19 protein-coding genes are annotated in these 23,899 nt (G+C 69.9%); 5 read left to right on the top strand and 14 right to left on the bottom strand.

Going from position 1 to position 23,899, the window contains the following annotated elements; translation table 11 throughout:
- The first annotated feature begins 48 nt into the window (after positions 1-48).
- The 3 genes from AC1PMG_RS09280 (at position 49) to AC1PMG_RS09270 (ending at position 1,850) form a co-directional block, all read left to right on the top strand.
- Positions 49-873, top strand: a complete 825-nt coding sequence (locus AC1PMG_RS09280) for a hypothetical protein (protein WP_481111394.1) — start codon at positions 49-51, stop codon at positions 871-873.
- Between the two features lie 93 nt (positions 874-966).
- Positions 967-1,224 carry an acyl-CoA-binding protein gene (locus AC1PMG_RS09275; protein ID WP_010342548.1) on the top strand — a complete coding sequence of 86 codons (258 nt, stop codon included), beginning with the start codon at positions 967-969 and terminating at the stop codon, positions 1,222-1,224.
- A complete protein-coding gene (locus AC1PMG_RS09270) occupies positions 1,224-1,850 on the top strand; it encodes a TetR/AcrR family transcriptional regulator (RefSeq protein WP_017909406.1) in 627 nt (208 codons plus the stop codon). Before AC1PMG_RS09275 ends, AC1PMG_RS09270 begins: the two co-directional genes overlap by 1 nt.
- A gap of 42 nt (positions 1,851-1,892) precedes the next feature.
- On the opposite strand, the gene AC1PMG_RS09265 is transcribed toward AC1PMG_RS09270, so the two are convergent.
- A complete protein-coding gene (locus tag AC1PMG_RS09265) occupies positions 1,893-2,381 on the bottom strand; it encodes an N-acetyltransferase family protein (RefSeq protein ID WP_481111393.1) in 489 nt (162 codons plus the stop codon).
- 77 nt (positions 2,382-2,458) lie between these two features.
- Positions 2,459-2,863 carry a hypothetical protein gene (locus AC1PMG_RS09260; RefSeq protein WP_481111392.1) on the bottom strand — a complete coding sequence of 135 codons (405 nt, stop codon included), beginning with the start codon at positions 2,861-2,863 and terminating at the stop codon, positions 2,459-2,461.
- A 162-nt stretch (positions 2,864-3,025) separates the two neighbouring features.
- On the opposite strand from AC1PMG_RS09260, the gene AC1PMG_RS09255 reads away from it, so the two are divergent.
- Complete coding sequence (locus tag AC1PMG_RS09255) at positions 3,026-3,880, top strand: hypothetical protein (RefSeq protein ID WP_481111391.1); 855 nt, start codon at positions 3,026-3,028, stop codon at positions 3,878-3,880.
- Between the two features lie 241 nt (positions 3,881-4,121).
- Here AC1PMG_RS09255 and AC1PMG_RS09250 read toward each other — a convergent pair whose 3' ends face one another.
- The 7 genes from AC1PMG_RS09250 to ligA all read right to left on the bottom strand — a co-directional run bounded on the left by AC1PMG_RS09250 (position 4,122) and on the right by ligA (position 15,853).
- Positions 4,122-6,551, bottom strand: coding sequence for a membrane-bound PQQ-dependent dehydrogenase, glucose/quinate/shikimate family (locus AC1PMG_RS09250; protein WP_481111390.1), 2,430 nt, complete (start codon positions 6,549-6,551; stop codon positions 4,122-4,124).
- Between the two features lie 358 nt (positions 6,552-6,909).
- Entirely contained in the window at positions 6,910-9,726 is a 2,817-nt protein-coding gene (gyrA, locus tag AC1PMG_RS09245) for a DNA gyrase subunit A (protein ID WP_481111389.1), read from the bottom strand.
- A gap of 208 nt (positions 9,727-9,934) precedes the next feature.
- Positions 9,935-10,999 (bottom strand): S-methyl-5-thioribose-1-phosphate isomerase, encoded by a 1,065-nt coding sequence (gene mtnA / locus AC1PMG_RS09240; RefSeq protein ID WP_481111388.1) that lies wholly within the window; start codon positions 10,997-10,999, stop codon positions 9,935-9,937.
- 61 nt (positions 11,000-11,060) lie between these two features.
- Positions 11,061-11,768, bottom strand: a complete 708-nt coding sequence (locus tag AC1PMG_RS09235) for a DUF3011 domain-containing protein (RefSeq protein WP_481111387.1) — start codon at positions 11,766-11,768, stop codon at positions 11,061-11,063.
- 136 nt (positions 11,769-11,904) lie between these two features.
- Entirely contained in the window at positions 11,905-12,855 is a 951-nt protein-coding gene (epmA, locus tag AC1PMG_RS09230) for an EF-P lysine aminoacylase EpmA (RefSeq protein WP_481111386.1), read from the bottom strand.
- Positions 12,855-13,340 carry an N-acetyltransferase family protein gene (locus AC1PMG_RS09225; protein WP_481111385.1) on the bottom strand — a complete coding sequence of 162 codons (486 nt, stop codon included), beginning with the start codon at positions 13,338-13,340 and terminating at the stop codon, positions 12,855-12,857. Before AC1PMG_RS09225 ends, epmA begins: the two co-directional genes overlap by 1 nt.
- Positions 13,337-15,853, bottom strand: coding sequence for an NAD-dependent DNA ligase LigA (ligA, locus tag AC1PMG_RS09220; RefSeq protein WP_481111384.1), 2,517 nt, complete (start codon positions 15,851-15,853; stop codon positions 13,337-13,339). The genes AC1PMG_RS09225 and ligA overlap by 4 nt, the downstream gene beginning before the upstream one ends.
- 460 nt (positions 15,854-16,313) lie before the next feature.
- Between ligA and AC1PMG_RS09215 the strand changes: the two genes are divergently transcribed.
- Positions 16,314-17,444: a pyridoxal phosphate-dependent aminotransferase gene (locus AC1PMG_RS09215; RefSeq protein ID WP_481111383.1), complete on the top strand. Its 1,131-nt coding sequence runs from the start codon at positions 16,314-16,316 to the stop codon at positions 17,442-17,444.
- A 310-nt stretch (positions 17,445-17,754) separates the two neighbouring features.
- On the opposite strand, the gene zipA is transcribed toward AC1PMG_RS09215, so the two are convergent.
- From zipA to rpsF, 5 genes are all read right to left on the bottom strand, one after another.
- A complete protein-coding gene (zipA, locus tag AC1PMG_RS09210; RefSeq protein ID WP_152182579.1) occupies positions 17,755-18,492 on the bottom strand; it encodes a cell division protein ZipA in 738 nt (245 codons plus the stop codon).
- Between the two features lie 114 nt (positions 18,493-18,606).
- Complete coding sequence (gene smc, locus AC1PMG_RS09205; protein ID WP_481111382.1) at positions 18,607-22,110, bottom strand: chromosome segregation protein SMC; 3,504 nt, start codon at positions 22,108-22,110, stop codon at positions 18,607-18,609.
- 331 nt (positions 22,111-22,441) lie between these two features.
- Positions 22,442-22,891, bottom strand: a complete 450-nt coding sequence (rplI, locus tag AC1PMG_RS09200) for a 50S ribosomal protein L9 (RefSeq protein ID WP_048492024.1) — start codon at positions 22,889-22,891, stop codon at positions 22,442-22,444.
- A 194-nt stretch (positions 22,892-23,085) separates the two neighbouring features.
- On the bottom strand, positions 23,086-23,316 hold the full coding sequence (gene rpsR, locus AC1PMG_RS09195; protein WP_002804494.1) for a 30S ribosomal protein S18: 231 nt from the start codon (positions 23,314-23,316) through the stop codon (positions 23,086-23,088).
- 11 nt (positions 23,317-23,327) lie between these two features.
- Positions 23,328-23,762: a 30S ribosomal protein S6 gene (gene rpsF, locus AC1PMG_RS09190; protein WP_010342529.1), complete on the bottom strand. Its 435-nt coding sequence runs from the start codon at positions 23,760-23,762 to the stop codon at positions 23,328-23,330.
- Positions 23,763-23,899 lie beyond the last annotated feature (137 nt).

Below are 23,899 nucleotides of genomic sequence, written 5' to 3'. Positions count from 1 at the left end.
TTCGGCCGAGATGCGCCGACAAGGGATGCATCGTTTCAAGGAGCCTGCATGGGCATCCTGATCTACCTCACTCCTGCCGTGGCGCTGTGGGCTGCCGTTGCCACAGCGTTCGCGCATGGCTTGTTCCAGCGTCTGGGGCATGCCTATCGGCGCGACGCGACTGCGAAGGAGACGATCGCGCGGTATCAGGCGGCGCTGAGCCAGCTGAAGGCGCAGGCCGCCGCCAGCGCGCAGGAACTGGAAACGCTGCGCCAGGACCACGAGCGCCTGCGCGCGACCTACGAGTACGAGGCGGCGCCCGCGGCGGCGGCGGCCGCCACTGCCGCACCGGCCGCGGCGCCTTCGTCCGCCCCCCCGAAGCCGGTGCCGACACCGGCGGCACCCCCGGCCGCCCCGCCATCGACCATCGCCCTGGCGCAGATCGACATCGCCGACGAAGTCGGCACCCTGCTGGCCCACGTCGCCCGCGTGGCGCGCAGCATTCGCCGCTACAGCGCCTACAGCCGCGGCCACAACGGCCCGGAGCCGGCCAGCGCGCGCTACGACCTGCACTGGCTATCCGACTGCCTGCACAACCTGGACCAGGTCGGCCATGCGCTGGCGCGCAACAACATGGAAACCCTCACCGCCGCCTGCACCGAACTGCTGACCATGTACGAGCAGTACCTGCGCGACGGTTCCGGCTACAACAGCCGCGACACCTTCCAGCGGCTCAGCACGCAGGTGCCGCTGGCCGAAGTCACCGATGCGATCCGTTCCATCGCCGCCAAGGCCTCGCTGGCGCGGCAGGCGCAGGCCGCCCACGAAGAGGCCGCGCATGCGCACGAACGCGTCGCCGACAGCCGCCAGGCCGACGCACTGTCGATGCTGTGACCGCGGCATCCGAGCCGGCCACCGGCCGCGGCCCGCGTTGACCCGGCCTCCCGCCCGTGCTGTGATGCCTGCCGGTCAGGGCGGAGCGGGATCATGGCAGACAGCAAGGCGGCCTTCGAGAAAGCGGTCCAGGACATCAAGCAGCGGGCCGAGCGTCCCGACAACGACACCCTGTTGCGGCTGTACGCGCTGTACAAGCAAGGCTCCGAGGGCGACGTCAGCGGCGCCAAGCCGGGCTTCTTCGACTTCGTCGGCACCGCCAAGTACGAGGCCTGGGCCAAGCTCAAGGGCATGCCGCAGGCGGACGCGCAGAAGAAATACGTGGACCTGGTGAAGAAGCTGCTGGCCTGATGGCCCGCGACACCCGGCGGCGCATCCTCGAGACCGCCCTGGCGATGTTCAACGCGCAGGGCGAGCCGCACGTCACCACCAACCACATCGCCGACGAGCTGGAGATCAGCCCGGGCAACCTGTACTACCACTTCCGCAACAAGGACGACATCATCGAGCACCTGTTCGCGCGCTACGAGGAGCGCATGGACACGGCGCTGGCGTTGCCGAGCGCGCGCCTGCCGGGGCTGGAGGATATCTGGCTGCAGTTGCACCTGGTGTTCGAGTGCATCTGGGACTACCGCTTCCTGTACCGCGACCTGGTCGAGATCCTCAGCCGCAGCCGGCGCCTGCGCCTGCGCTTCGCGCGCATCCTGCGCCGTGCCGACGCCAGCGTGCAGGCGGTGTTCGAGGGACTGGCGCAGACCGGCGCGATGCGCGCCAGCGCCCAGGAACGCGGTGGCGTGGCCACCAACGTGCTGGTGGTGGCCACGTTCTGGCTCAACTACGCGGCCGCGCGCGGCGAAAAGGACGAGCAAGTGGCGATCCGCCACGGCATCGTGCAGGTGATGCAACTGATCGCGCCGTTCCTGCGCGACGCCGAACGCGCGCACCTGGCCGCGTTGATGGACGCCTATCTGGATTGACGCGCCCTGCCCTGCGCGCAAGCACAGGCGGGGCGGGCCCGCTCAGTCGGCGGCAGCCTGCGCGGCTGGCCCGTCGAGCCGATAGACCTTGCAGACCAGGCCCGGCGGGGTGCGGTAGGTGCGAAAGCCGATGGCCTCGTAGTACGCTTGCCCGAGCGCATTGTCGGCGGCGATGCTGGCGTCGATCTGCGTCAGCCCGGCGCTTCGCGCGGCCGCACAGGTGGCCCGGAACAGCGCGCTGCCGACCCCACGGCGCGCCGCGCGCGGATCGACGTGGGTGCCGATGATGCCCCAGCCCTCGGCCACGTCGTAGGCATTGCCGGGACGCGCGATGCGCAGCGACTGGAAGCCGAGGACACGCCCGTCGGCGTCCTCGGCCAGCACGCACTGGAGACGATCGGGATGTTGCAGATAGGTCGCGCGCACCGTCGCCAGATCGGTCGGCGCCTTGCGCAGGCCGGCGGCGAAGATCGCAGTCTGCACCGCGACCATCGCCTCGGCATCGTCAAGCGTGGCGGGCCGGATCTGCATGGCGCCGTCTCTCGTCAGGTCGTGGCCGGCAAGTATGCCCGAGCGCGGCCGGCCGCCATGCGTGCGGAGGTGCCGGATCAGGCGCCAGCGCGACGACGGCCAGTCCCGCGCTTGGCCGGGCTGCGCTTGGCCGCCGCCGGCTTAGCGCCGCGCTTGCCCGTCGCGGCGCGCTTGCGCGACTGCGGACGCGCCTGCAACCCCAGCTTCACCAGCACCGGCTGCAGGCGCGCCTCGACCTCGGCGCTCAGCGGCTGCACCTGGTCGCGCAGCGCCGCGGCGCCCTCGCGCACGCTGCTTTCGGCCTCGTCGGCCAGTTGCGTGGCCAGCGCCTTGAGCGTTGCAGCGCCCTGCGCAGCATCGGCGGCGGCGGCCAGCGCGCGCTTGCGGGTCAGCGCGACCACGCCCAGCCCGGCCAGCCACAGGTGCCGCGGGTTCAGCCGGTCCGGCCGCAGCGCGGAGGTGGAACGCTTCTTGGTCGCCATCGCAGGATCTCCAGAGGGGGCCGGCAGTGGCCCCGATGCGCACCATGCTGGCGCCGGCGGCTTGAGCAAACACACTATCGGCGCCCCACCCTTGCCACGCGCCGGCAGCGGCGCCATGCTCGGCGCGGACGCCGTGGCCCGGCGCCGCACAGGGAGATCCGCATGGCAGCAAAATCGGGCGCGTGGGCGCCGTTTCCGTACGACGCCAAGGCCTACGCCTACGCCGGCGATGCGCTGAAGAAAGCCTGGCCCAAGCTGCACGCCGGCGACCGCGAACCCTATCCGGACCCGGCGCGCGCTCAGGCGCTGCTGGATGCCGCCGGCAAGGCCGGCAAGGGCCACGACGCACAGACCCTGTCGGCCGCGCTGATCGAAGCCTGGCGGGCGTTCCACCACGGACAGTTCCAGCAGGCCTACGAGGCCGGCAAGGCGCTGGGCGTGTTCGGCGCCTCGGTCGCGGTCAAGGCGATCGGCATCCACGCCGGCTATCTGGTCGACGACGAAAAAGAGCAGTTGCAGCGGCTGCAGCAGGCCGCGACGCTGGCCGAGGCGGCGATCGCCGCGCTGCCGGACGAGGCCAACAGCCACTACCGCCACGCCTTCGCGCTGGGTCGCTACAGTCAGGGCCTGAGCATCGTCAAGGCGCTCAAGCAGGGCATCGCCAGCAAGGTGCGCGCCTCGCTGGAAGCGGCGCTGGAACTGGAGCCCAAGCATGCCGAGGCGCACATGGCACTGGCCCTGTACCACGCCGAGATCATCGGCAAGGTCGGCGCGATGATCGGCGGCCTGACCTACGGCGCCAAGGCCGCCACCGCCGAACAGCACATCCAGCAGGCGCTGAAGCTGGCGCCGGACGCGCCGATCGCCCACATCGAACACGCCAACGTGCTGCTGTTGCTGTACGGCGACAAGCGCGAAGAGGACGCCGCCGCGGCGTTCGAGAAGGCCGCCAAGCTCAAGCCGCGCGATGCGATGGAAGCGCTGGACGCGGGGTTTGCGCGCGACCAGTTGGAGTAGACGTCGGCGTAAGCTGAGCGTATCGCGATCCCTTTCGTAGGAGCGGCTTCAGCCACGACAGGCTTTCCGGTGAAGGCCTGTCGCGGCTGAAGCCGCTCCTACGACGCATCGCACAACCGCCATTGAACACACCGCGAGGCGACCGGCGTGATCGGCGGCAGGAGGCCAATCACACCCTTCCCGCCTCCGCCACGCCCCGCCGCCGCGAAGCCGCACCGCGACCTCGCAGCGACGGCGAGCATCACCCTGCCGGCGGCAGCGCGTAGGCGATCACGTAATCGCCGCGCTTGGTCTCCATGAAGTGATGGCCAGCGGCGACGATGACCAGATACTCGCGTCCGTCGACCGCATACACCATCGGCGTGGCCTGGCCACCGGCCGGCAGCTTGGCCTGCCACAGGGTCTTGCCGCTGGCCAGATCGATCGCACGGATCATGTCGTCGGTGGCCGCGGCGATAAAGATCAGGCCGCTGGCGCTGACCACCGCGCCGCCGTTGTTGGGCGTGCCGATCTCGATCGGCAATCCGGAGTGGATGCCGAACGGGCCATTGCCGCGCGCGCTGCCGAACGGACGGTCCCACAGGGTCTTGCCGCTGGCCAGGTCGATCGCTCGGATGCCGCCGTAGGGCGGCTGCTTGCACAGCAGCCCGGTGAACGGCAGGCGCCAGCCGGCGTTGACGTTGATCGCGTACGGCGTGCCCGCCTGCGGATCGCCCGCGCCCTCGGCACCGCCGCTGTCGCCGCGCACCTGGTCGCGCGGCGCCCAGCCCAGCTTGTCGGCCTTGGCCCGCGGCACCAGCCGGTTGTAGTTGGGCATGTCGTTGTAGTTGGCGACGATCACCCCGCGCTGTGGGTCCACCGCCACGCTGCCCCAGTCCGAGCCGCCGTTGTAGCCGGGATACTCGATCGAATGGCGATTGGCCTCGGGCGGCGTGTAGATGCCCTTGTAGCTGGCGCTGCGGAACTGGATGCGGCACACCAGCTGATCGATCGGGGTCATGCCCCACATGTCGCGCTCGGTCAGGTCGCGCTTGCGCAGCGAGTGATACAGCGAGAACGGCTGGGTCCTGGCGCGGCGCTGCGGTTCCACGCCGCCGCCGGGCACCGCACGTTCCTCGACCCCGACCAGCGGCTTGCCGGTGCGCCGGTCGAGCACGTACAGCTCGCCCTGCTTGCTCGGCAGCAGCACCGCCGGCACGGTCGTGCCGTCGTGCGGGAAATCCAGCAACGTCGGCTGCGAACCCAGGTCGTAGTCCCACACGTCGATGTGGGTGGTCTGGAAGTTCCACACCGGCTTGCCGGTGGCGACGTCCAGCGCGACCAGCGAGGTCGCGTAGCGATCCTCCTGCGGGGTGCGCGAACTGCTCCAGTAATCGGCCGAGGAATTGCCCATCGGCAGGTACACGTAGCCGAGCTGTTCATCGCCGGCGGCGCTGGTCCACATGTTCGGCGTGCCGCGGGTCCAGGTCTGCCCCGGCGGCGGCGCGCCGGTCCAGTCCGGATGGGTCATGTCCCAGGCCCAGCGCAGCGCGCCGGTGACCGCGTCGAAGCCCTGGATCACGCCGGACGGTTCGTAGCGCATCTGTCCATCCAGCACCTGGTGGCCGGTGACGACCACGCCGCGCACGATGGTCGGCGGCGAATTGATCGACACATAGCCGGGCGGCGTGGAACCCATGCCGACGGTGATGTCGACCTGGCCATGCTGGCCGAAGTCCTCGCAGGGCTTGCCGTCAGCCGCATCGACCGCGATCAGGCGCCCGTCCAGCGTGCCTTCTATGATGCGATGGCGGCACGCGGCCGACGCCGTCGCCTCGGCCTCGGGCACCGCGTAGTAGCTGACGCCGCGGCAGGCGGCGGTGTACGGGATCGCCTTGTCGGCCACCTTGGGATCGTAGCGCCAGCGCTCGCGGCCGCTGCGCGCATCCAGCGCGATCAGCTGGTTGCGTGCACTGCACAGGTACAGGCTGTCGCCGATCTTCAGCGGCGTGGTTTCCGCACCCCAGCGCTTGTCCGGCAGGTCGCCGGTGCGAAAGGTCCAGGCGGTACGCAGCTGCGCCACGTTGTCCGGAGCGATCTGCCGCAGCGGCGTGTAGCGGCTGCCTGCATTGTCGCGACCGTAGGCGGCCCAGTCGGCATCGGCGGGCGCGTCGGCCGGCTGCGCGCCGGTGCGCGGGGTCGCCAGCGCCGCGGCCATGCCGGCCGCATGCGCCAGCGTACCGTCGGCCTCGGTGACGCCATAGGGTAGGAACGCCAGCGCGAACGCGCCGACGAACACCAGCGCCAGCACCGTAGCGAGCGTGCGCGACAACCTGCGCGAGAACGGCCGGTCCAGCCGCGGCAGGAGTAGCGCCAGCAGCAGCGCCAGGAACACCATCAGGCCCATGCGCGGCACCCAGCGCCAGTAGTCGGCGCCCGACTCCCATGCCGCCCACAGCAGCGAGAGCAGGAAGGTCGCCGCAAACCACAGCGCACCATTGCGCCGCGCGCGCCACAGTTGCACGCCGGAGATCGTCAGGCCGAGGCCGGCGACCAGGTAGTACCAGGAGCCGCCTATCGCCAGCAGCCAGGCGCCACCGATCGCCAGCACCATGCCGATCAGCACGCAGGCGCCGCCGAGCAGGCGCAGCGGCCAGCCGCCGCGACGCTGCGTTCGTTCGAATTCGTTCATTGCCACTCCTTGCAGGACACGGCCACGCGGAACATCCGCCGTGGCAGCGGCGCACGCGCGCCGCGCATCCTTATCCCAAGCGGCCGGTGAATGCCGCGCGTTTCCTGCTGACACACGCTGACACGCAACCTTGCCGTCCCCGTGATCCAGCATCGACCTGGGCATCACGCGGCCTGTGTCGTCGAGAGCGACGACGACCCGACGGCATGTGCAGTCGGTGCGGCGCAGCGATCGTACAAATGGCTGCCTTGACGCCGCGTGCCTACGCTCGCAGCAGATCATCCGCATCGTCGCGGTGGCCATCCCTAAAACGACGACGCCGGCACAAGGCCGGCGTCGTCGTTCGCTCAGGAGCGGATCACTCCTGTGGTGGTGCCACCTCGCCAGCGCCTTCGGCGACGCCGTCCTCGCCAGGCAGCACGTCCTCCTCGACCAGCGAGCCATCCAGGCGTTCGACCGCCTGCAGCTTCTCGCCCTTGGACAGGCGGATCAGGGTCACGCCCTGGGTGTTGCGGCCGACGCGGGAGATTTCCGAGGCGCGGGTCCGCACCAGGGTGCCGCCGTCGGAGATCAGCAGCACTTCGTCGCGGGTGCTCAGCAGCACCGCACCGACCAGCTTGCCGTTGCGCTCGCTGGTCTGGATGCCGATCACGCCCTGGGTGCCGCGGCCCTTGCGCGGATACTCGCCCAGCGGGGTGCGCTTGCCGTAGCCGTTCTCGGTCGCGGTGAGGATGTAGGCATCGGCCTCGTCGCCGTTGCGCGCCTCGGCATCGACCTCGGTGTCCGCCGCGGCGTCGACATCCTCGGCGTCCTCGTCCTGGCCCACGGCCGGCTCGGCCACGATCAGGCTCACCACGTACTCGCTCTTGGCCAGGCGGATGCCGCGCACGCCGCGGCTGCTGCGCCCGGTCGGCTTGACACCGCCGCGGCTCTTGCGACGCGCGCCACGGGCGTCGTCGCCCTCCTCGCCCGCGGCCTCGTCGTCGGCCACGGCGCCGTCGTCGGCACCGGCCTCGTCGACGACCGCATCATCGGCCTCGTCGTCCTTGGGCCGTTCGGAGAAGCGCACGGTCTTGCCGTTGGAGGCGAACAGCAGCACGTCGCGCTCGCCATCAGTGAGCGCCACGCCGACCAGCGCATCGCCCTCGTCCAGATTGATCGCGATCTTGCCGATCTTGCGCTGGAACGCGAACTCGCTCAGCGGGGTCTTCTTGACCATGCCGTTGCGGGTGGCGAAAAACACGTAGCGGCCCTCGGCGTACTCGCGCACCGGCAGCACCGCCTGCACGCGCTCGCCGTTCTCCAGCGGAATCCAGTTGACGATCGGGCGGCCGCGCGCGTTCGGCCCGGCCTCGGGCAACTGGTGCACGGGCAGCCAGAACACCTTGCCGCTGCTGGTGAAGGTCAGCAGCGTGTCGTGGGTGTTGACCAGCCACAGCTGGTCGATGAAATCCTCTTCCTTGGTCGCCGCCGCGCTGCGGCCACGACCGCCGCGGCGTTGCGCGCGATAGGCGCTGACCGGCTGGCGCTTGGCGTAGCCGGCATGCGACAGGGTCACCACCACGTCTTCCGGCGCGATCAGGTCGAGGATGTCCAGATCCTCTTCGCTGTGGCGGATCTCGGTACGGCGTGCGTCGCCGTACTCCTCGCGGATGTTGACCAGTTCCTCGCGGATCACCTGCAGCAGCACGTCCGGGTTTTCCAGGATGCGGATCAGCCCGGCGATGGCGTCCAGCAGCTGCTTGTATTCCTCGGTCAGGCGCTCCTGCTCCAGGCCGGTGAGGCGGTGCAGGCGCATTTCCAGGATCTGCGTGGCCTGCACTTCGGTCAGCTGGTAGCCGCCGCCGACCAGGCCGACGCCGCTGGGCAGGTCTTCCGGGCGCGAGGCCTCGGCGCCGGCCGCGTTGAGCAGCGCGCCGACCAGGCCCGGCTGCCAGGTCTTGGCCAGCATGCGCTCGCGCGCTTCGTTCGGGTTCGCCGAGGTCTTGATCAGCTCGATCATCTCGTCGATGTTGGCGAGCGCGACGGTCAGACCTTCCAGGATGTGCGCGCGGGCGCGCGCCTTGCGCAGTTCGAAGATGGTGCGGCGGGTGACCACTTCGCGGCGGTGGCGGACGAACGCCTCCAGCATCTGCTTGAGGTTCATCAACTGCGGGCGGCCATCGACCAGCGCCACCATGTTGATGCCGAACACCGACTCCATCTGGGTCTGCTGGTACAGGTTGTTCAGCACCACGTCGGCGGCTTCGCCGCGCTTGACCTCGATGTAGATGCGCATGCCGTCCTTGTCGGACTCGTCGCGCAGCTCGCTGATGCCTTCGAGCTTCTTTTCCTTGACCAGCTCGGCGATCTTCTCGATCAGCCGCGCCTTGTTGACCTGGTACGGGATCTCGGTGACCACGATCGCTTCGCGGCCGTTGTCCTGGATCTCGATCTCGGCCTTGGCACGCATGCGCACGCGGCCACGGCCGGTGCGGTAGCCGGCGACGATGCCGGTGGTGCCGTTGATGATGCCGGCGGTCGGGAAATCCGGGCCGGGGATGTGCTCCATCAACCCGTCGACGTCGATCTGCGGGTTGTCGATCAGCGCCAGGCAGGCGTTGATCGACTCGATCAGGTTGTGCGGCGGGATGTTGGTGGCCATGCCCACCGCGATACCGGCCGAGCCGTTGACCAGCAGGCTCGGGAAGCGCGTCGGCATCACCGACGGTTCCTGTTCCTTCTCGTCGTAGTTGGGCTGGAAATCGACGGTTTCCTTGTCGATGTCGGCCATCATCTCGTGCGCGAGCCGCGACATGCGCGCCTCGGTGTAACGCATCGCCGCCGCGGAATCGCCGTCGACCGAACCGAAGTTGCCCTGCCCGTCCACCATCAGGTAGCGCAGCGAGAACGGCTGCGCCATGCGCACCAGCGTGTCGTACACCGACTGGTCGCCGTGCGGGTGGTACTTACCGATGACGTCGCCGACGATACGCGCCGACTTGTAGTAGGGCTTGTTGCTGTGCGCGCCCAACTCGTTCATCGCGAACAACACGCGGCGATGCACCGGCTTGAGGCCGTCGCGCGCATCCGGGAGGGCACGCCCCACGATCACGCTCATGGCGTAATCGAGGTAGCTCTTGCGCATCTCGTCTTCCAGGTTGACCTGGATGATTTCCTTGGCGGATTCTGCCATTCGGGTTCCGTAAGTCTGGTGGCGGATCGACCACCACGGGCCCGCGACAGGCGGGTCCGCCGCGGCCGCACGCCTAGGGCGCACGGCGGTCGATCGAACCGCCGGATTCTAGCATGACGGGCGCCCGATTGCCCGGTTTTTGCCGGCGCGAACAAGCACTTGCGCGCCATCGGCAGCCTCCGCCGGGCGCGGAGGCACTCCCTGGAACTCAGCCGCCGAAGGCGGCGCGCATGCGTGCCGGGTCCGGCTGCTCGATGACCCCGCGCTCGGTGACGATGGCATCGATCAGCGCCGCCGGGGTCACGTCGAACACCGGGTTCCAGGCGGCGATGCCGTCGGCCACGGTGCGCGTGCCGCCGACGCCGAACAGCTCGCCCGGATCGCGTTGCTCGATCTCGATCTGCGCGCCGTCGGCGGTGTCCATGTCCACGGTGGACGACGGCGCCACCACCATGAATTTGACGCCGTGATGGCGCGCGGCGATCGCCAGCTGGTAGGTGCCGATCTTGTTGGCGGTGTCGCCATTGGCGCAGATGCGGTCGGCGCCGACGATCACCCACTGCACCGCCCCAGTCTTCATCAGGTGCGAAGCCGCCGAATCGGCGATCAGCGTGGCGTCGATGCCGTCCTGCTGCAGTTCCCACACGGTCAGCCGCGCGCCCTGCAGCCACGGCCGGGTCTCGCCGGCGAACACCTTGGCGATGCGCTGCTGGGCGACGCCGGCGCGGATCACGCCCAGCGCGGTGCCGAAGCCGGCGGTGGCCAGCGAGCCGGTGTTGCAATGGGTCAGAACGCCGCTGCCCGGCACGATCAGGCCGGCACCGAGCGCGCCCATGTGCCGGTTGGCGGCCAGGTCCTCTTCGGCGATCGCCTGCGCCTCGCGCTCCAGCACGGACGGCCAGTCGCTGCCTGCCGCGCCCAGCGCGCCGCGCATGCGCGCCAGCGCCCAGGCCAGGTTGACCGCGGTCGGGCGCGCGGCATTGAGCCGCTGCAGGGCCGGCTCCAGCTTCAGCAACGCCTCGGCGCCGTTCTCGGCCTGCACCTCGCGTGCAGCCAGCACCGTGCCCCAGCCGGCAGCGATGCCGATCGCCGGCGCGCCGCGCACGGCCAGGGCGTGGATCGCCGCGGCGACCTGGTCGCTGTCGGTGCAGCGCACGTGTTCGACCGCGAACGGCAGCTTGCGCTGGTCCAGCAGCTCCAGCGCGTCGCCGGTCCACAGGATCGGGCGGATATGGTCGTAGCGGGCGTAATCGATATCGAGGGCGGCGTTCATCGCGCCATTGTAAACGCCGGCGATTGCGGATTGAGGACGGCGCGCCACCGCGCCGGCGTGCTCAGTTGACGCCGAACTCGGCGCGGCAGCCCTTGTCGACCCAGATGCCGTCGCGGTCCCAGCCCCAGCTGTCGTCCTGCACGCAGGGCGCGCCGGACAATTGCCGGCGCAGTTCGACACGCTCCTGCACGCTGACGCCGCAGCGGCGCCGCGCCTTGCCCTTGGATTCGCACAGCACCGGCCGCGTGCCGGCGGGGAAGCCGGAGCCATCGGCGGCGCCGATCTCGAACTCGCCGCGGCAACCGCGCGCGACCCAGATCTCGTTGCGGCGCACGCCCCAGCTGCGCTCCTCGCGGCACGGCACCGACGACAACTGCCGCATCAGCCGCACCGGGGCCCCGCGCAGCATCACCGGGCAGCTTTCGAGGCGTCCGTCGGACTCGCAGCGCAACACGCGGCGCATGGCGCTGCGCGGCGCTTCCACCGGATTCGGACGGAACTCGGCGCGGCAGCCCAGGGTCACCCACACGCCGGTGGCGTCGGAGCCCCACTCGCTGCCGCGAATGCAGTCGTTGTCGGAGAGTTGCCGCACCAGTTGCACCCCCTGGTCGGTGGGCATCGGGCAGTGCACCCAGGTCATGTCGCGCGACTCGCAGCGCACCACCGCGGCGTCGTACGCGTCGGCGATCTGCGCCGGCGATGGCATCGGCCACGCGCTTGCCGCCAATCCCAGCCAACACCAGCCACCGAGCCCGTACGCCCACTTCATGCTTGGCTCTGCCCCTATGCCTAGAACCTGAACAACGAAGACCTGCTGGCGCGCAGCGTGCGCTTGCCGTGCCCGATCAAACCATCATCGGTGTGGACAACGCAACAACGCGCCGCGGCGATTCGTGACGGCCCGTTCAGGCATGCGCGAAATCGTAGGCGAGCACCTCGCCGATCTGCGCAGTGCCGCGCATCGCCATCAGCAGCCGGTCCACGCCGACCGCGACGCCGGCGCAATCGGGCAAGGCCGGCAGTGCCTGCAGCAGGTGTTCGTCCAGCGGCGGCAGCACTGCGCCGCGCGCCTGGCGCAGCGCATGGTCGCGCAGGAAGCGCCGGCGCTGCTCGGCCGCATCGTTGAGCTCGTGATAGCCATTGGCCAGTTCGTAGCCGCCCAGGTACAGCTCGAAGCGCTCGGCCACCGGCGGATCGCCGTCGCGAATGCGCGCCAGCGCGCACTGGCTGGCCGGCCAGTCGTGGACCACGGTGAGGCGGTCGGCCGGGAACCCCGGCTGCAGGCAGTGGGTCATCAGCAGGTCCAGCCAGTCGTCGCGGCCCAGACCGTCGGCATCGATGCGGATATCGCGTAGCGGCTGCTGCAGCGCCTCCAACGGCGCTGTGAATGGATCCAACTCCAGCCCCTGCAGGAACAGGTCGCGATAGCTGAGCACCTGCAGCGTGGCGCTGCGTTCGACCAGGGCCAGCGCGGTGCGCACCAGCTCCACGGTCTCCTCGATCAACTGCCGGTGATCCCAGCCGACGCGGTACCACTCGAGCATGGTGAACTCGGGATTGTGGCGGCCGCCGGCCTCGCCGTTGCGGAATACCCGCCCCAGTTCGTAGCAGTCGCCGATGCCTGCGGCGAGCAGCCGCTTCAGCGGGTACTCGGACGAGGTGCGCAGCCAGCGCAGCGCCGGACCAGCGTCGACGTGGCCGCTGAAACGGGTCTGGAAGCTGTCGATGTTCGGCTCGGTGTTGCCGGCCACCGACAGCATCGGCGTCTCCACTTCCAGCACGCCGCGCGCGGCGAAGAAGCCGCGGATGGCGGCATTGAGCCGGGCGCGCAACTGCAGGGCTGACAGCAGATCCATCAGGACGCCGTGTCGAGCCGGCGGCTCAGTTGGTCGCGCGCGTCGTCGCGATAGCCCAGGCCCAGGTACAGGCGCTTGGCGGCGGCGTTGTGGTGATTGACCTCCATCCGCAGCACGTCCACGCCCAGCGCGCGGGCGCGCGCCTCGACCAGCGCCATCGCGCGCCGACCCCAGCCGCGGCCGCGTGCGGCCGGGCCCAGGTACAACTCGTCGAGCAGCAGATAGCGCCCGCCCAGTTCGACGCTGAAACAGGCGGTGATCAGCGCATAGCCGACCACCGCGCCGTCCGGCGCCAGCCACAACAGCGCCTCGCCCAGTGCCGGCTGCGTGAGCAGCGCCTGCAGGCCGCGCGCCACGCGCTCGGCATCGAAAGCGATGCCGTCCTCGGCGTAGAACGCCTGCAGCATCCCCAGCAAGGCCGGCTGATCGGCCACGCCGGCGGTGCGCCAGCGCAACTCGTCCTGTTTCGTGCCGAGCGCACTCATGCGCCCTGCCCCTGCGACTGCAGGAACGCCAGCAACTGCGCCTCGTCCCACACCGCCACGCCCAGCTCCTGCGCCTTGTCGAGCTTGGAGCCGGCGGCCTCGCCGGCGACCACGAAGGCGGTCTTCTTCGACACGCTGCCGGCGACCTTGGCGCCCAGCGCCTCCAGTTGCGTCTTGGCCTCGTCGCGGGTCAGCGCGGTCAGGGTGCCGGTCAGCACCACGGTCTGCCCATCCAGCGGGCCGGCGCGACGCTGCGTCTGCGCCGGCGCGGCATCGAGCAGGCGTTGCATCGCCGCCTCGGCGTCCAACAGCGCCTGCTTCTGTGCCGGATCGGCCAGATACGCGGCCAGGTTGGCGGCACCGGCCGTGGACAGGCCCGCCCCGGTCCAGCCGCTTTCGTTGGCGCGCAGCAGCGCGTCCAGGGTGCCGTAGGTGGCGGCCAGGCGCTGCGCACTCTTGCCGCCGAGCTTGTCCACCGGCAGCGTGCCGAGCAGATGCGCCAGATCCAGGCGCTCGCGCAGTTCGGCCGGCGGCTTGCCCTCGTCGGAGAAGCCGATGCCGGCATCGATCAGCGCATCGACCACCGCGGCGTTGCCGGGTTGCTCGAAGAACGTGGCGATCGAGCGCGCGACCTCGCCGCCGATGTCCGGCAAGGCCTGCAGCAGCACCGCCGGGGTGCTGCGCACGAACGCCAGCGAGCCCAGCCAGTAGGCCAGCGCCTTGGCTGTGGTCTCGCCCAGATGCGGAATGCCCAGCGCGAACAGGAAACGCGGCAGCGTGGTGGCGCGACTGGCGTCGATGCCGGCAACCAGGTTCTCGGCCCACTTGGTCGCCAGCTTGCCGCTCAGGTCCACTGCCAGGTGCGCGCGCAGGAAGTCGGCGCGCCGCCACTGGGCGGCCTCGTCCTCCAACGCGGCGCGGCCGGCCGCATCCAGCGCCAGCGCGCCCTTGCTGTCCTCCACCGCCTGCAGCAGGTCGGCGGCGGTGGACGCGTCCAGCGCGGCCTTCATCCGCACCAGGTCCTCCACGCTCAACGCGTACAGGTCGGCCAGCGACTGCACGAACCCAAACTCGACCAAGGCGTCGGCCTGGCGCTCGCCCAGGCCTTCGATGTCCAGCGCGCGGCGCGAGGCGAAGTGACGCACGGCTTCCTTGCGCTGCGCGGCGCAGGCCAGGCCGCCGCTGCAGCGCCAGGCCACCGCGTCCTCCTCCTTGACCAGTTCCGAACCGCACACCGGGCACGCCGCCGGCATCGTCCACGGCACGGTGCCGGGCGGACGCCGTTCCTCGATCACCCGCACGACCTCCGGGATCACGTCGCCGGCGCGGCGCACGATCACGGTATCGCCCTCGCGCACGTCCAGCCGCGCGATCTGGTCGGCGTTGTGCAAGGTCGCGTTGGTGACGGTGACGCCAGCGACCTGCACCGGCTCCAGCCGCGCCACCGGGGTGACTGCGCCGGTGCGGCCGATCTGCACCTCGATCGCACGCAGCACGGTCGACTGTTCCTGCGCCGGGAACTTGTGCGCCAGCGCCCAGCGCGGCGCGCGCGAGACGAAGCCCATCGCCTGCTGCTGGTCGTAGTCGTCGAGCTTGTAGACCACGCCGTCGATGTCGTACGGCAAGGTATCGCGGGCGGCGCCGATGCGGCGGAAATAGGCGATCAGGCCATCGAAGCCGGTGGCGGTGTCCGCCTCCGGCGCGACCGGGAAGCCGTAGTCGCGCAGCAGTTGCAGGGTCTGCGAGTGGGTTTCGGGCAGTTCCAGGCCGCGCACCTCACCCACCGAGTAGGCGAAGAACGCCAGCGGCCGGCGCCGGGTGACCGCTGGATCGAGCTGGCGCAGCGAGCCGGCGGCGCCATTGCGCGGGTTGGCCAGCAGCTTCTCGTTGCGCTCCAGCGCCTGCGCGTTCCAGGCGGCGAAGGCGGCGCGCGGCATGTAGATCTCGCCGCGCACTTCCAGCACCGCCGGCGGCGGCGCGCCAAGGTCGCGCAGCTTCAGCGGCACCGAACGCACCTGGCGCAGGTTGGCAGTGACGTCCTCGCCGGTGCTGCCGTCGCCGCGGGTGGCGCCCTGCACGAACACGCCATCCTCGTAGCGCAGGCTGATCGCCAGGCCGTCCAGCTTCGGCTCGACCGAGAACACCGGCGCGGCCAGGTCCAGTTCGCGCTCGATGCGGCGCTCGAAATCGGCGACCTCGGCGAAGCGCGTGCGATCGTCGGCGTCCTCGGCCACGCCCGGTGTTTCGAAGGCATTGGCCAGCGACAGCATCGGGATCGCATGGCGCACTTCCGGAAAGCCGCCGTCCGGCCGCGCACCGACCCGGCGCGTCGGCGAGTCCGCACTGGCCAGTTCCGGGTGCGCGGCTTCCAGCGCTTCCAGCTCGCGCATCAGCGCGTCGTACTCGGCATCGGGAATCGTGTTGTCGTCGAGCACGTAGTAGCGGTGATTGGCGTCGTCGATGCGCTGGCGCAGGTCGGCGGCACGCTGCTGGGGATCGGGAGTTGCGGTCATGCGCAGCGGAAATGGGGGTAACGGAGAGGGGGGCGATAGTAGCTTGAAGGCTGGGATTGGGGAGTCGGGAGTGGCTCGACGGCTGGGATTGGCGATTTGGGAGTGGGGATTCGCTTAAGGGCCGAGATTCGCGATTCGGGAGTGGGGATTCGCAAGAGCCCAAGCTCGGACTTCTCGCGTCGTTGGCGGTCGTACCCTCATCCGCCCCTGCGGGGCACCTTCTCCCGATGGGAGAAGGGAACAGCCAAAGCCCCTCTCCCACCGGGAGAGGGGTTGGGGTGAGAGTACGGAGCGCACAGCGCCATCGACGTCACCACCCGGCTTTTGCCAATCCCCAATCCCCAATCCCAGCCTCAAGCCCATCCCGAAGTCCCAAATCCCGAATCCCGGCCCCTCACTCCCTTGCCCCACCATTAACACCTCTTTAACGTGACCTCCCCCACCCGCTCTGGAGAGCCACGTGTCGCTACCGGTCTCGCGCCGTTCCTTCCTGTCCCTGGCTACCTCCGGTCTGGCGCTCGGCGCCGTGGGCTTGGCCCCCGTTGCCGAGGCGGCGCGGCGCAAGGCCGCCGACACTGCAGCGGCCACACCTGGCGTAGTGCCTGCAACCGGCACGGTGTACCTGAACTTCAACGAATGCCCGCTAGGCCCTTCGCCCGCGGCGCTGGCCGCGGCACAGGCGATCCTGCCGCGCAGCGGCCGCTACCTGTTCGAGCTGTCCGACGAACTGATCGCCGCCTTCGTCGGCCAGCAGCGCCTGCCCGCCGACCACGTCGCCGTCTATCCGGGCTCCAGCGAGCCGCTGGCGCGGGCCGCGCGCGCCTTCACCACGCCGCGCGCCGGCGTGGTGGTGGCCGATCCGACCTTCGAGGCGGTGGCCGATGTGGCCGCCGCGCATGGCGCGCCGGTGCGGCGGGTACCGCTGCGCGCCGACGGCGCGCACGACGTCAAGGCCATGGCCAGCGTCGATCCGAATGCCGGCCTGATCTATCTGTGCAATCCGAACAACCCGACCGGCTCGATCACCAAGCGCGCCGACATCGAATGGCTGCTGGCCAACAAGCCGGCCTCCAGCGTGCTGCTGGTCGACGAGGCCTACCTGCACTACAGCGACGAGCCGTCGGTGATCGACCTGATCGGCCAGCGCCAGGACCTGCTGGTGCTGCGCACCTTCTCCAAGCTGTACGGCATGGCCGGGCTGCGCCTGGGCCTGGCGGTGGCCGCGCCGGGGCTGCAGACCAAGCTGGCCGCGTTCGGCCAGAATCCGGTGTCGGTGCCGGCGCTGGCCGCCGGCATCGCCAGCCTGCAGGACCTGCAACTGGTGCCGACGCGCCGCGCCGAGAACGCGCGCATCCGCGACGCCACCATCGCCTGGCTGCAGAGCAAGGGCTACAAGTGCCTGCCGTCGCAGGCCAACTGCTTCATGGTCGACGTCAAGCGCGACGGCGCCGCGTTCGCCGCGGCGATGGCCAAGCAAGGCGTGATCGTCGGCCGCAGCTGGCCGATCTGGCCGAAGCTGGTGCGCGTCACCGTCGGCACGGAGGCGGAGATGCTGCGGTTTCGGGAGGCGTTTGTTAAGGCGCGCAAGTAGCGCGCCTGGGATTGGGGAGTTGGGATTGGGGATTCGTAAAAGCGGGGCTGCGGCGTCGCTAAGGCGGGGCTGGTTTTGCCTTGGTGCATCGCATTCACGATGCACAATCCGCTAGATCCGGCGCAACGCGCGAGAGCCAATGCCGGGGCTTCTGGCCTCGGCGGCAGTCGCACCCTCATCCGCCCCTTCGGGGCACCTTCTCCCGGTGGGAGAAGGGAAAGGCACGCGGGGGAACCAGCACCAGGAACTCGCTTTTACGAATCCCCAATCCCGACTATCCAATCCCGGCGCCGCGCCACCGGCGCGGCGCTCACCAGCGCGGCGCCTTCGTCAATGGCGGCGCCTGGTGCTGGCGGTCGTAGGCGCGCAGGTCGTCGCGGATGTGGGCGATGCGCTGGCGTCCGAGGGCGTTGCGGCTGTCGTCCAGGACCACGCCGTCGAGCAGTTCGCCCATGCGCTGCACGGTCGGCAGCATCTTCTCCCAGGCGTCGAGCGCGGTCAGCGGCGCCGGCAGGGTCAGGAAGAAGGCGATCGCCGGGGTCTCCATCTCGCGGATGTGCGCCATGTCGAAGCTGCCCGGCTTCATGATGCTGGCCATGCTGAAGATCGGACCACGCTCGGGATGCCCTTCCACCAGGCGGTGGAACACGTTCATGTGGCCGAAGGTCAGGCCGGTCTTCTCCGCGGCCACCACGATGTCCTCGCCGCGCAGCACCTGCCCGGCGCGGGCGGCGACGTACAGCGAGACGATCTTGTCGAAATCCTGGCTCGGCCGCTTGCCGAGGTCGGCGCCGGGCGCCTCCGCCGCAGGCAGGCCCAGGTCGGGCTGGTGCGCTTCGCCGTCCGCGCCGGGCGCGACCAGCGCGTCATCGCCGGCGGCCGGGGCGGCGTCGCCCAGCGAGGGTTCGCGTCGCGGCGCGGCCGGATCGGCCGGCTCCACGCGCCGGCCCTGGCTCGGTTTCTTCGGGCGGCCGAACAGGAAGATCGCCGCAATCAACAGCAAGCCGGCGGCGAGGATGCCGATGCGTAGCATTGCCATGTCGGACATTCAGGGGTTACTCCGGCAAGGGTACACAGGGGGAAAACAACTGCTGGGTGCGCATCGGGTCCGCCAACGCGGGAACCAGGCCTCGACGCGCATCACGTCCTTTAGCATGTCACGTCAGGCCGCGCCCGCCAAACGCGCGGCCTCCTCGAGGTCCACGCTGACCAGGCGGCTGACGCCGGGCTCGCGCATGGTGACGCCACTGAGCTGATGCGCCGCCTCCATCGTCGCCTTGTTGTGGCTGACGAACAGGAACTGCACTTTCTCGCTCATTTCCTTGACCATCGCCGCCAGGCGGCCCACGTTGGCCTCGTCCAGCGGCGCGTCCACCTCGTCGAGCAGGCAGAACGGCGCCGGGTTGAGCTGGAAGATCGCGAACACCAGGGCCACCGCGGTCATCGCTTTCTCGCCGCCGGACAGCAGCGAGATGCTGGACACGCGCTTGCCCGGGGGCCGCGCCATGATCGCCACGCCGGTGTCCAGCAGGTCCTCGCCGGTCAGTTCCAGGTAGGCGTGGCCGCCGCCGAACAGGCGCGGATACAGCGCCTGCACGCCGGAGTTGACCCGGTCGAAGGTGTCCTTGAAGCGGCCGCGGGTCTCGCGGTCGATCTTGCGGATGGCGTCTTCCAGCGTCTCCAGCGCGGTGTTCAGGTCGACGTCCTGCGCTTCCAGATACTCGGCGCGCTGCGCGGCCTCGCCGTACTCGCTGATCGCCGCCAGGTTGACCGGCTCCAGCCGGCGCATGCGCCCATCGATCTGCTGCACCGCCTGCTCCCACTCGGCCGGGTCGGCGTGTTCGGGCAGGCCGTTGATCACGTCTTCGAGCACGAAGCCGGCCTTGACCACCGCTGCCGACAGCTGCTCGGCGCTGAGCACCAGCGCCTGCTGGTCGAGCCGGCGCTGGGCAATGCGTTCGCGCTGCGCCAGCGCCTGCTCGTCGCGCTGCTGGCGGGTCTGCTCCAGCGCGCGCAGCTCGTTGTCGATGCCGTCCAGCAGCGCACGCGCCTCGCCGAGCGCGCGGTCGGTGCGCACGCGCTCGCTCAGCGCGGCCTGGTGTTCGGCCTCCAGCGCCAGCACCGGCGAATCGCCCTCGTTCAGTTGTGCGCTGAGTTCGCCCAGGCGCGCGTCCAGTTGTCCGCGCTGGTTGCCCATGCGCTCCAGCGCCTGGCTCAGCGAGGCGATCTGGGTGCGCTGCGACTCCAGGGTCAGGGCCAGCGCATGCGACGCCTCGCGCACCCGTCGCGCGGCGTCGCGGGCCAGGTCGCGCGCCTCGGTGAGCTGGCGGCGCTCGCTTTCCAGCGCATGCCGCACCGACTCCAAGTCGCCCATGCTGGTGACCGCGTCCTCCAGCTTGGAACGCGCCTCACGCGCCTGCTCGCGACTGCTGTCGAGGGTTTCCAGCAGCTGCGCGACCTCCAGCTCGATGCGCTCGATGCGGGTGCGCGCGGCGTCGACCTTTCCTTGCTGGCTCTGCAACTGCCCGGCCAGTTCGGAGGCGCTGCGGTGCGCCTGGTACAGCTGGCGCTGCGCGTCCTCGCGTTGCTGCTCGCCGGCCAGCAATTGCGCGCGCATCTCGCCGAGGCGGTGTTCGAGGTCGGCCTCGCGCTCCTGCAACGTCTCGATCTGGCCGCGCAGGCTCTGGATCTCGCGCTCGCGCAGCAGCGCGCCCTGCTTGGCCGCGCCCGAGCGCGACACCCGCAGCCAGCCCTGGCCCAGGCGCGCGCCATCGCGGGTGACGATGGAATCGCCCTCGCCCAGCTGCGGCAGTAACGCCCGTGCCGCAGTCAAATCCTCGGCCGCGTGCAGCCGCGCCAACAAGCGGCGGATCGCGATCGGCCCCTGCACCTTGGCCGCGAGCGAGGTCGGCGCGAAGGTCTCCGCCGCTTCCTCGCCGCTGACCAGGGCGATGCGGCCTTCGCCAAGTTCGCCCAGGGCGTCGACCAGGGTTTCCGGCGCCTCCACCAGCACGCCTTCGATCAACTGCCCGAGCGCGCCTTCGACCGCGTTCTCCCAGCCGCTCTCCACGCTGAGCCGCTCGCCTACGCGCGCCGCCGAATCCAGCCCGCGCGCCTGCAGCCAGGCCACTGCTGCGCCCTGCTCCTGGCCGAGCGCGGCCTGCTGCAGGGTTTCCAGCGACGACAGCCGGCCGCGTGCGGCCTGCGCCTGCTTGCGCACGTCGGCCAGCTCGGCCTGCGCGCTGCGCTGCTGGTCCTGCAGCGCCGCGACCGCCTGCTTGCGCGCCTCGACCTGCTCGGTCAGGCCGTCAAGCGCGGCGCGCTGGGTCTCGTGCTGCAGTTCCAGTTGTGCGAATGCCTCGGCCAGCGCGTCCAGGTCCAGCCCGGCGCGCTCGGCCACCAGCGCCTCGCGGCGGCGCTCGGCTTCCAGCGACTGCCGGTCCAGGTAATCGACGCGGGTGCGCTCCACTTCGCCGGCGCGCGAGGCTTCGGCGGTATTGCGCTGGTGCGATTCCCAGCGCTGCTGCCAGTCGGCCAGGCGTGCCTCGGCCTCGCGCAGCGCTTCCTGCTTGTATTCGTTGTCCTCCTGCAGCTGCTCCAGCTGCGGGCCGGCCACGTCGACCGATTCGCGCAACAGCGCCAGCTTGGCCTCGTCGGTGCCGATGTGCTGGCCGAGCTCGGCCAGCGCCAGTTGCGCCTCGTCGCGCGCCTTGTGCAGACGCTGCGACAGATCGCGCTGGTGCTGGATCTGCTGTTCGATCCGGGCCAGGGTGCTGCCGACCTTGTAGACCTCGGCCTGCGCGGTGCTCAACGCTTCGGCGGCCTCCTCGCGACGCACGCGGCCGGTCTCGATGCGCGCCTCGGCATCGCGCTGCTCGGCGATCAGCTGCTGCAGGCGGGTCTCTTCCTGGCCCAGCGCCTCGCGCAGGCCCTGCAGGCGTCCGTCCAGGCCGCGGTATTCCAGCGCCTTCCACTGCGCGTCCTTGATCCGCCGCTCTTCCTGCAGCGCCTGGTACTGCTCGGCCTGGCGCGCCTGCCGCTTGAGGTGCTCGAGCTGCTTGCCGATCTCCTCGCGCAGGTCGCCCAGGCGCTCCAGGTTCTCGCGGGTGTGGCGGATGCGGGTCTCGGTCTCCTTGCGCCGCTCCTTGTACTTGGAGATGCCGGCGGCCTCTTCCAGGTACACGCGCAGGTCCTCCGGGCGCGCCTCGATGATCTGGCTGATCATGCCCTGCTCGATGATCGAGTAGCTGCGCGGGCCCAGGCCGGTGCCCAGGAACAGATCGGTGATGTCGCGGCGCCGGCACTTGGTGCCGTTGAGGTAGTAGCTGCTGCTGCCGTCGCGGCTGACCTGGCGCTTGACCGAGATCTCGTTGAACGAGGCGTACTCGCCGGCGATGGTGTGGTCGGTGTTGTCGAAGATCAGCTCCACCGTGGCCTGCGACACCGGCTTGCGCGCCGAGGACCCGGAGAAGATCACGTCGGTCAGCGAATCGCCGCGCAGCCGGCTGGCCGAGCTTTCGCCCATCACCCAGCGCACCGCGTCGATGATGTTCGACTTGCCGCAGCCGTTCGGACCGACGATGCCGGTCATGTTGGTCGGCAGGTGCAGCGTGGTCGGATCGACGAAGGACTTGAAGCCGGACAGCTTGATGGTCGACAGGCGCATGGTGCGGGCAATCCATGGCAGACGCCGCCGGCATTCCGAGCTGCGCTGCCGCTAATGAAGATCCAGGTGAGGTCCTGCTTCCAACCCATTGATGCGGCTACACCGCCGGGCCGACATCGGACACGAGTGGCTGAGTATAGCGGCCCCTGCGCGGCGCTGGGGCGGCCTGCGCCCGGCCGCGACGCTGCGACGGCGGTCGCACTCGCAGCCGACGGGTCTTGCGCCGGCCGCGCCCGGCCAGGGCCGCATGGCCCGCCGAGGGCGGCGCCGGTCGGCAAAAACGACAAGGGCACCTTGCGGTGCCCGTGTCGGTACAGCGATGACGCAGGAATCAGGCGTCGGCTTCGACCACGACCTTGACCGTGGTTTCCACGTCGGCGTGCAGGCGCACCAGCACCTCGTACTCGCCGATGTTGCGGAACGCGCCTTCGCCCAGCACCACTTCGCCCTTCTCCAGCGGCAGGCCGGCGGCGGTGAAGGCCTCGGCGATGTCGCGCGGGCCGACCGAGCCGTACAGCTTGCCTTCGGTCGACGCGTTGGCCTTGACGGTCACGCTGGCGCCTTCCAGCTTGGCGGCGCGGGCTTCGGCGTCGTCGTGGATCGACTTGGCCTTGGCTTCGTACTCGGCGCGCTTGGCTTCGAACTCGGCGATGTTGGCGGCGGTGGCCGGCACGGCCTTGCCCTGCGGCACCAAGTAATTGCGGCCGTAGCCCGGCTTGACGTCGACCTTGTCGCCGAGGCCGCCCAGGTTGGTCACTTTCTGCAGAAGAATCAGTTGCATGGTCTTGCTCCGTTATTCGTTAGCGTCGGCACGCGGCCGCCGCAACGGGTGCTGTCCGAATAGGAGAAGCCGGGATTAGGGATTCGGGAATCGGGATTTGCGCCCGATCGGCACCGCACTCTTCGATCGCCAGACTTCAGTTGAATGCCCGCACCGGGAGGTGCGGGCCGTGTTGCGTTCCGGGAGGCCCGGAATCAAACGTCGTGGTTGTCCGTGTACGGGATCAGCGCCAGGAAACGCGCGCGCTTGACCGCCGTGGCCAGCTGACGCTGGTACTTGGACTTGGTGCCGGTCACGCGGCTCGGCACGATCTTGCCGTTCTCGGTGAGGTACTGGCGCAGGGTGTTGAGATCCTTGTAGTCGATCTCCTTGACGCCTTCGGCGGTGAACTTGCAGAACTTGCGACGACGGAAGAACTTGGACATGAGCGTGCTCCTTAGGCGGCTTCGGCGGCGTCGCCGTCGGTTTCGGTGGCGGCGGCGGGCGCATCGCCCTCTTCGTCGTCGCGACGACGGCGCTCACCGCGCTCGGGCTTGTCGGCCTTCTCGTCCTTGCTCTTCATGATCAGCGACTGCTCGGTGTCGGCGCCGTCGCGCTTGATCACCAGGTGGCGCAGCACGGCGTCGTTGAAGCGGAAGCTCTCGACCAGCTCGCTCAGCACGGCCTGGTCCACTTCGATGTTCAGCATGACGTAGTGGGCCTTCACCAGGTTCTGGATCGGGTACGCCAGCTGGCGGCGGCCCCAGTCTTCCAGACGGTGGATGGTGCCCTTGCCGTTCTCGACCAGCGACTTGTAGCGCTCGATCATGGCCGGGACCTGCTCGCTCTGGTCCGGGTGGACCAGGAACACGATTTCGTAATGACGACTCATGGTGTTTACCTTTCGGATGTGGCCTTGCGGCCGGACAGCCCCCCGCGTTGGTGACGGCGGTGGGGCAAGGACTCCTGCCGGGAAGGCAGGAAGCCGCACATTATGGCGCAGAAGTGCCGCTGCGGACAAGGTGCCGT

This window comes from Xanthomonas sp. NCPPB 2250 (assembly GCF_056725265.1).
The sequence above is the reverse complement of the archived record's forward strand: the minus strand, read 5'-3'. Positions and strand labels throughout refer to the sequence as shown.

Bases quoted from the DNA above. Each gene is read 5' to 3' on its own strand.
- epmA (WP_481111386.1), bottom strand. From the start codon at position 12,855: ATGGATCTGCTGTCAGCCCTGCAGTTGCGCGCCCGGCTCAATGCCGCC.
- rpsR (WP_002804494.1), bottom strand. From the start codon at position 23,316: ATGTCCAAGTTCTTCCGTCGTCGCAAGTTCTGCAAGTTCACCGCCGAA.
- AC1PMG_RS09270 (WP_017909406.1), top strand. From the start codon at position 1,224: ATGGCCCGCGACACCCGGCGGCGCATCCTCGAGACCGCCCTGGCGATG.
- smc (WP_481111382.1), bottom strand. From the start codon at position 22,110: ATGCGCCTGTCGACCATCAAGCTGTCCGGCTTCAAGTCCTTCGTCGAT.
- rplI (WP_048492024.1), bottom strand. From the start codon at position 22,891: ATGCAACTGATTCTTCTGCAGAAAGTGACCAACCTGGGCGGCCTCGGC.
- gyrA (WP_481111389.1), bottom strand. From the start codon at position 9,726: ATGGCAGAATCCGCCAAGGAAATCATCCAGGTCAACCTGGAAGACGAG.
- AC1PMG_RS09250 (WP_481111390.1), bottom strand. From the start codon at position 6,551: ATGAACGAATTCGAACGAACGCAGCGTCGCGGCGGCTGGCCGCTGCGC.
- mtnA (WP_481111388.1), bottom strand. From the start codon at position 10,999: ATGAACGCCGCCCTCGATATCGATTACGCCCGCTACGACCATATCCGC.
- AC1PMG_RS09275 (WP_010342548.1), top strand. From the start codon at position 967: ATGGCAGACAGCAAGGCGGCCTTCGAGAAAGCGGTCCAGGACATCAAG.
- AC1PMG_RS09265 (WP_481111393.1), bottom strand. From the start codon at position 2,381: ATGCAGATCCGGCCCGCCACGCTTGACGATGCCGAGGCGATGGTCGCG.
- AC1PMG_RS09255 (WP_481111391.1), top strand. From the start codon at position 3,026: ATGGCAGCAAAATCGGGCGCGTGGGCGCCGTTTCCGTACGACGCCAAG.
- AC1PMG_RS09260 (WP_481111392.1), bottom strand. From the start codon at position 2,863: ATGGCGACCAAGAAGCGTTCCACCTCCGCGCTGCGGCCGGACCGGCTG.
- AC1PMG_RS09235 (WP_481111387.1), bottom strand. From the start codon at position 11,768: ATGAAGTGGGCGTACGGGCTCGGTGGCTGGTGTTGGCTGGGATTGGCG.
- rpsF (WP_010342529.1), bottom strand. From the start codon at position 23,762: ATGAGTCGTCATTACGAAATCGTGTTCCTGGTCCACCCGGACCAGAGC.
- zipA (WP_152182579.1), bottom strand. From the start codon at position 18,492: ATGTCCGACATGGCAATGCTACGCATCGGCATCCTCGCCGCCGGCTTG.
- AC1PMG_RS09280 (WP_481111394.1), top strand. From the start codon at position 49: ATGGGCATCCTGATCTACCTCACTCCTGCCGTGGCGCTGTGGGCTGCC.
- AC1PMG_RS09225 (WP_481111385.1), bottom strand. From the start codon at position 13,340: ATGAGTGCGCTCGGCACGAAACAGGACGAGTTGCGCTGGCGCACCGCC.
- ligA (WP_481111384.1), bottom strand. From the start codon at position 15,853: ATGACCGCAACTCCCGATCCCCAGCAGCGTGCCGCCGACCTGCGCCAG.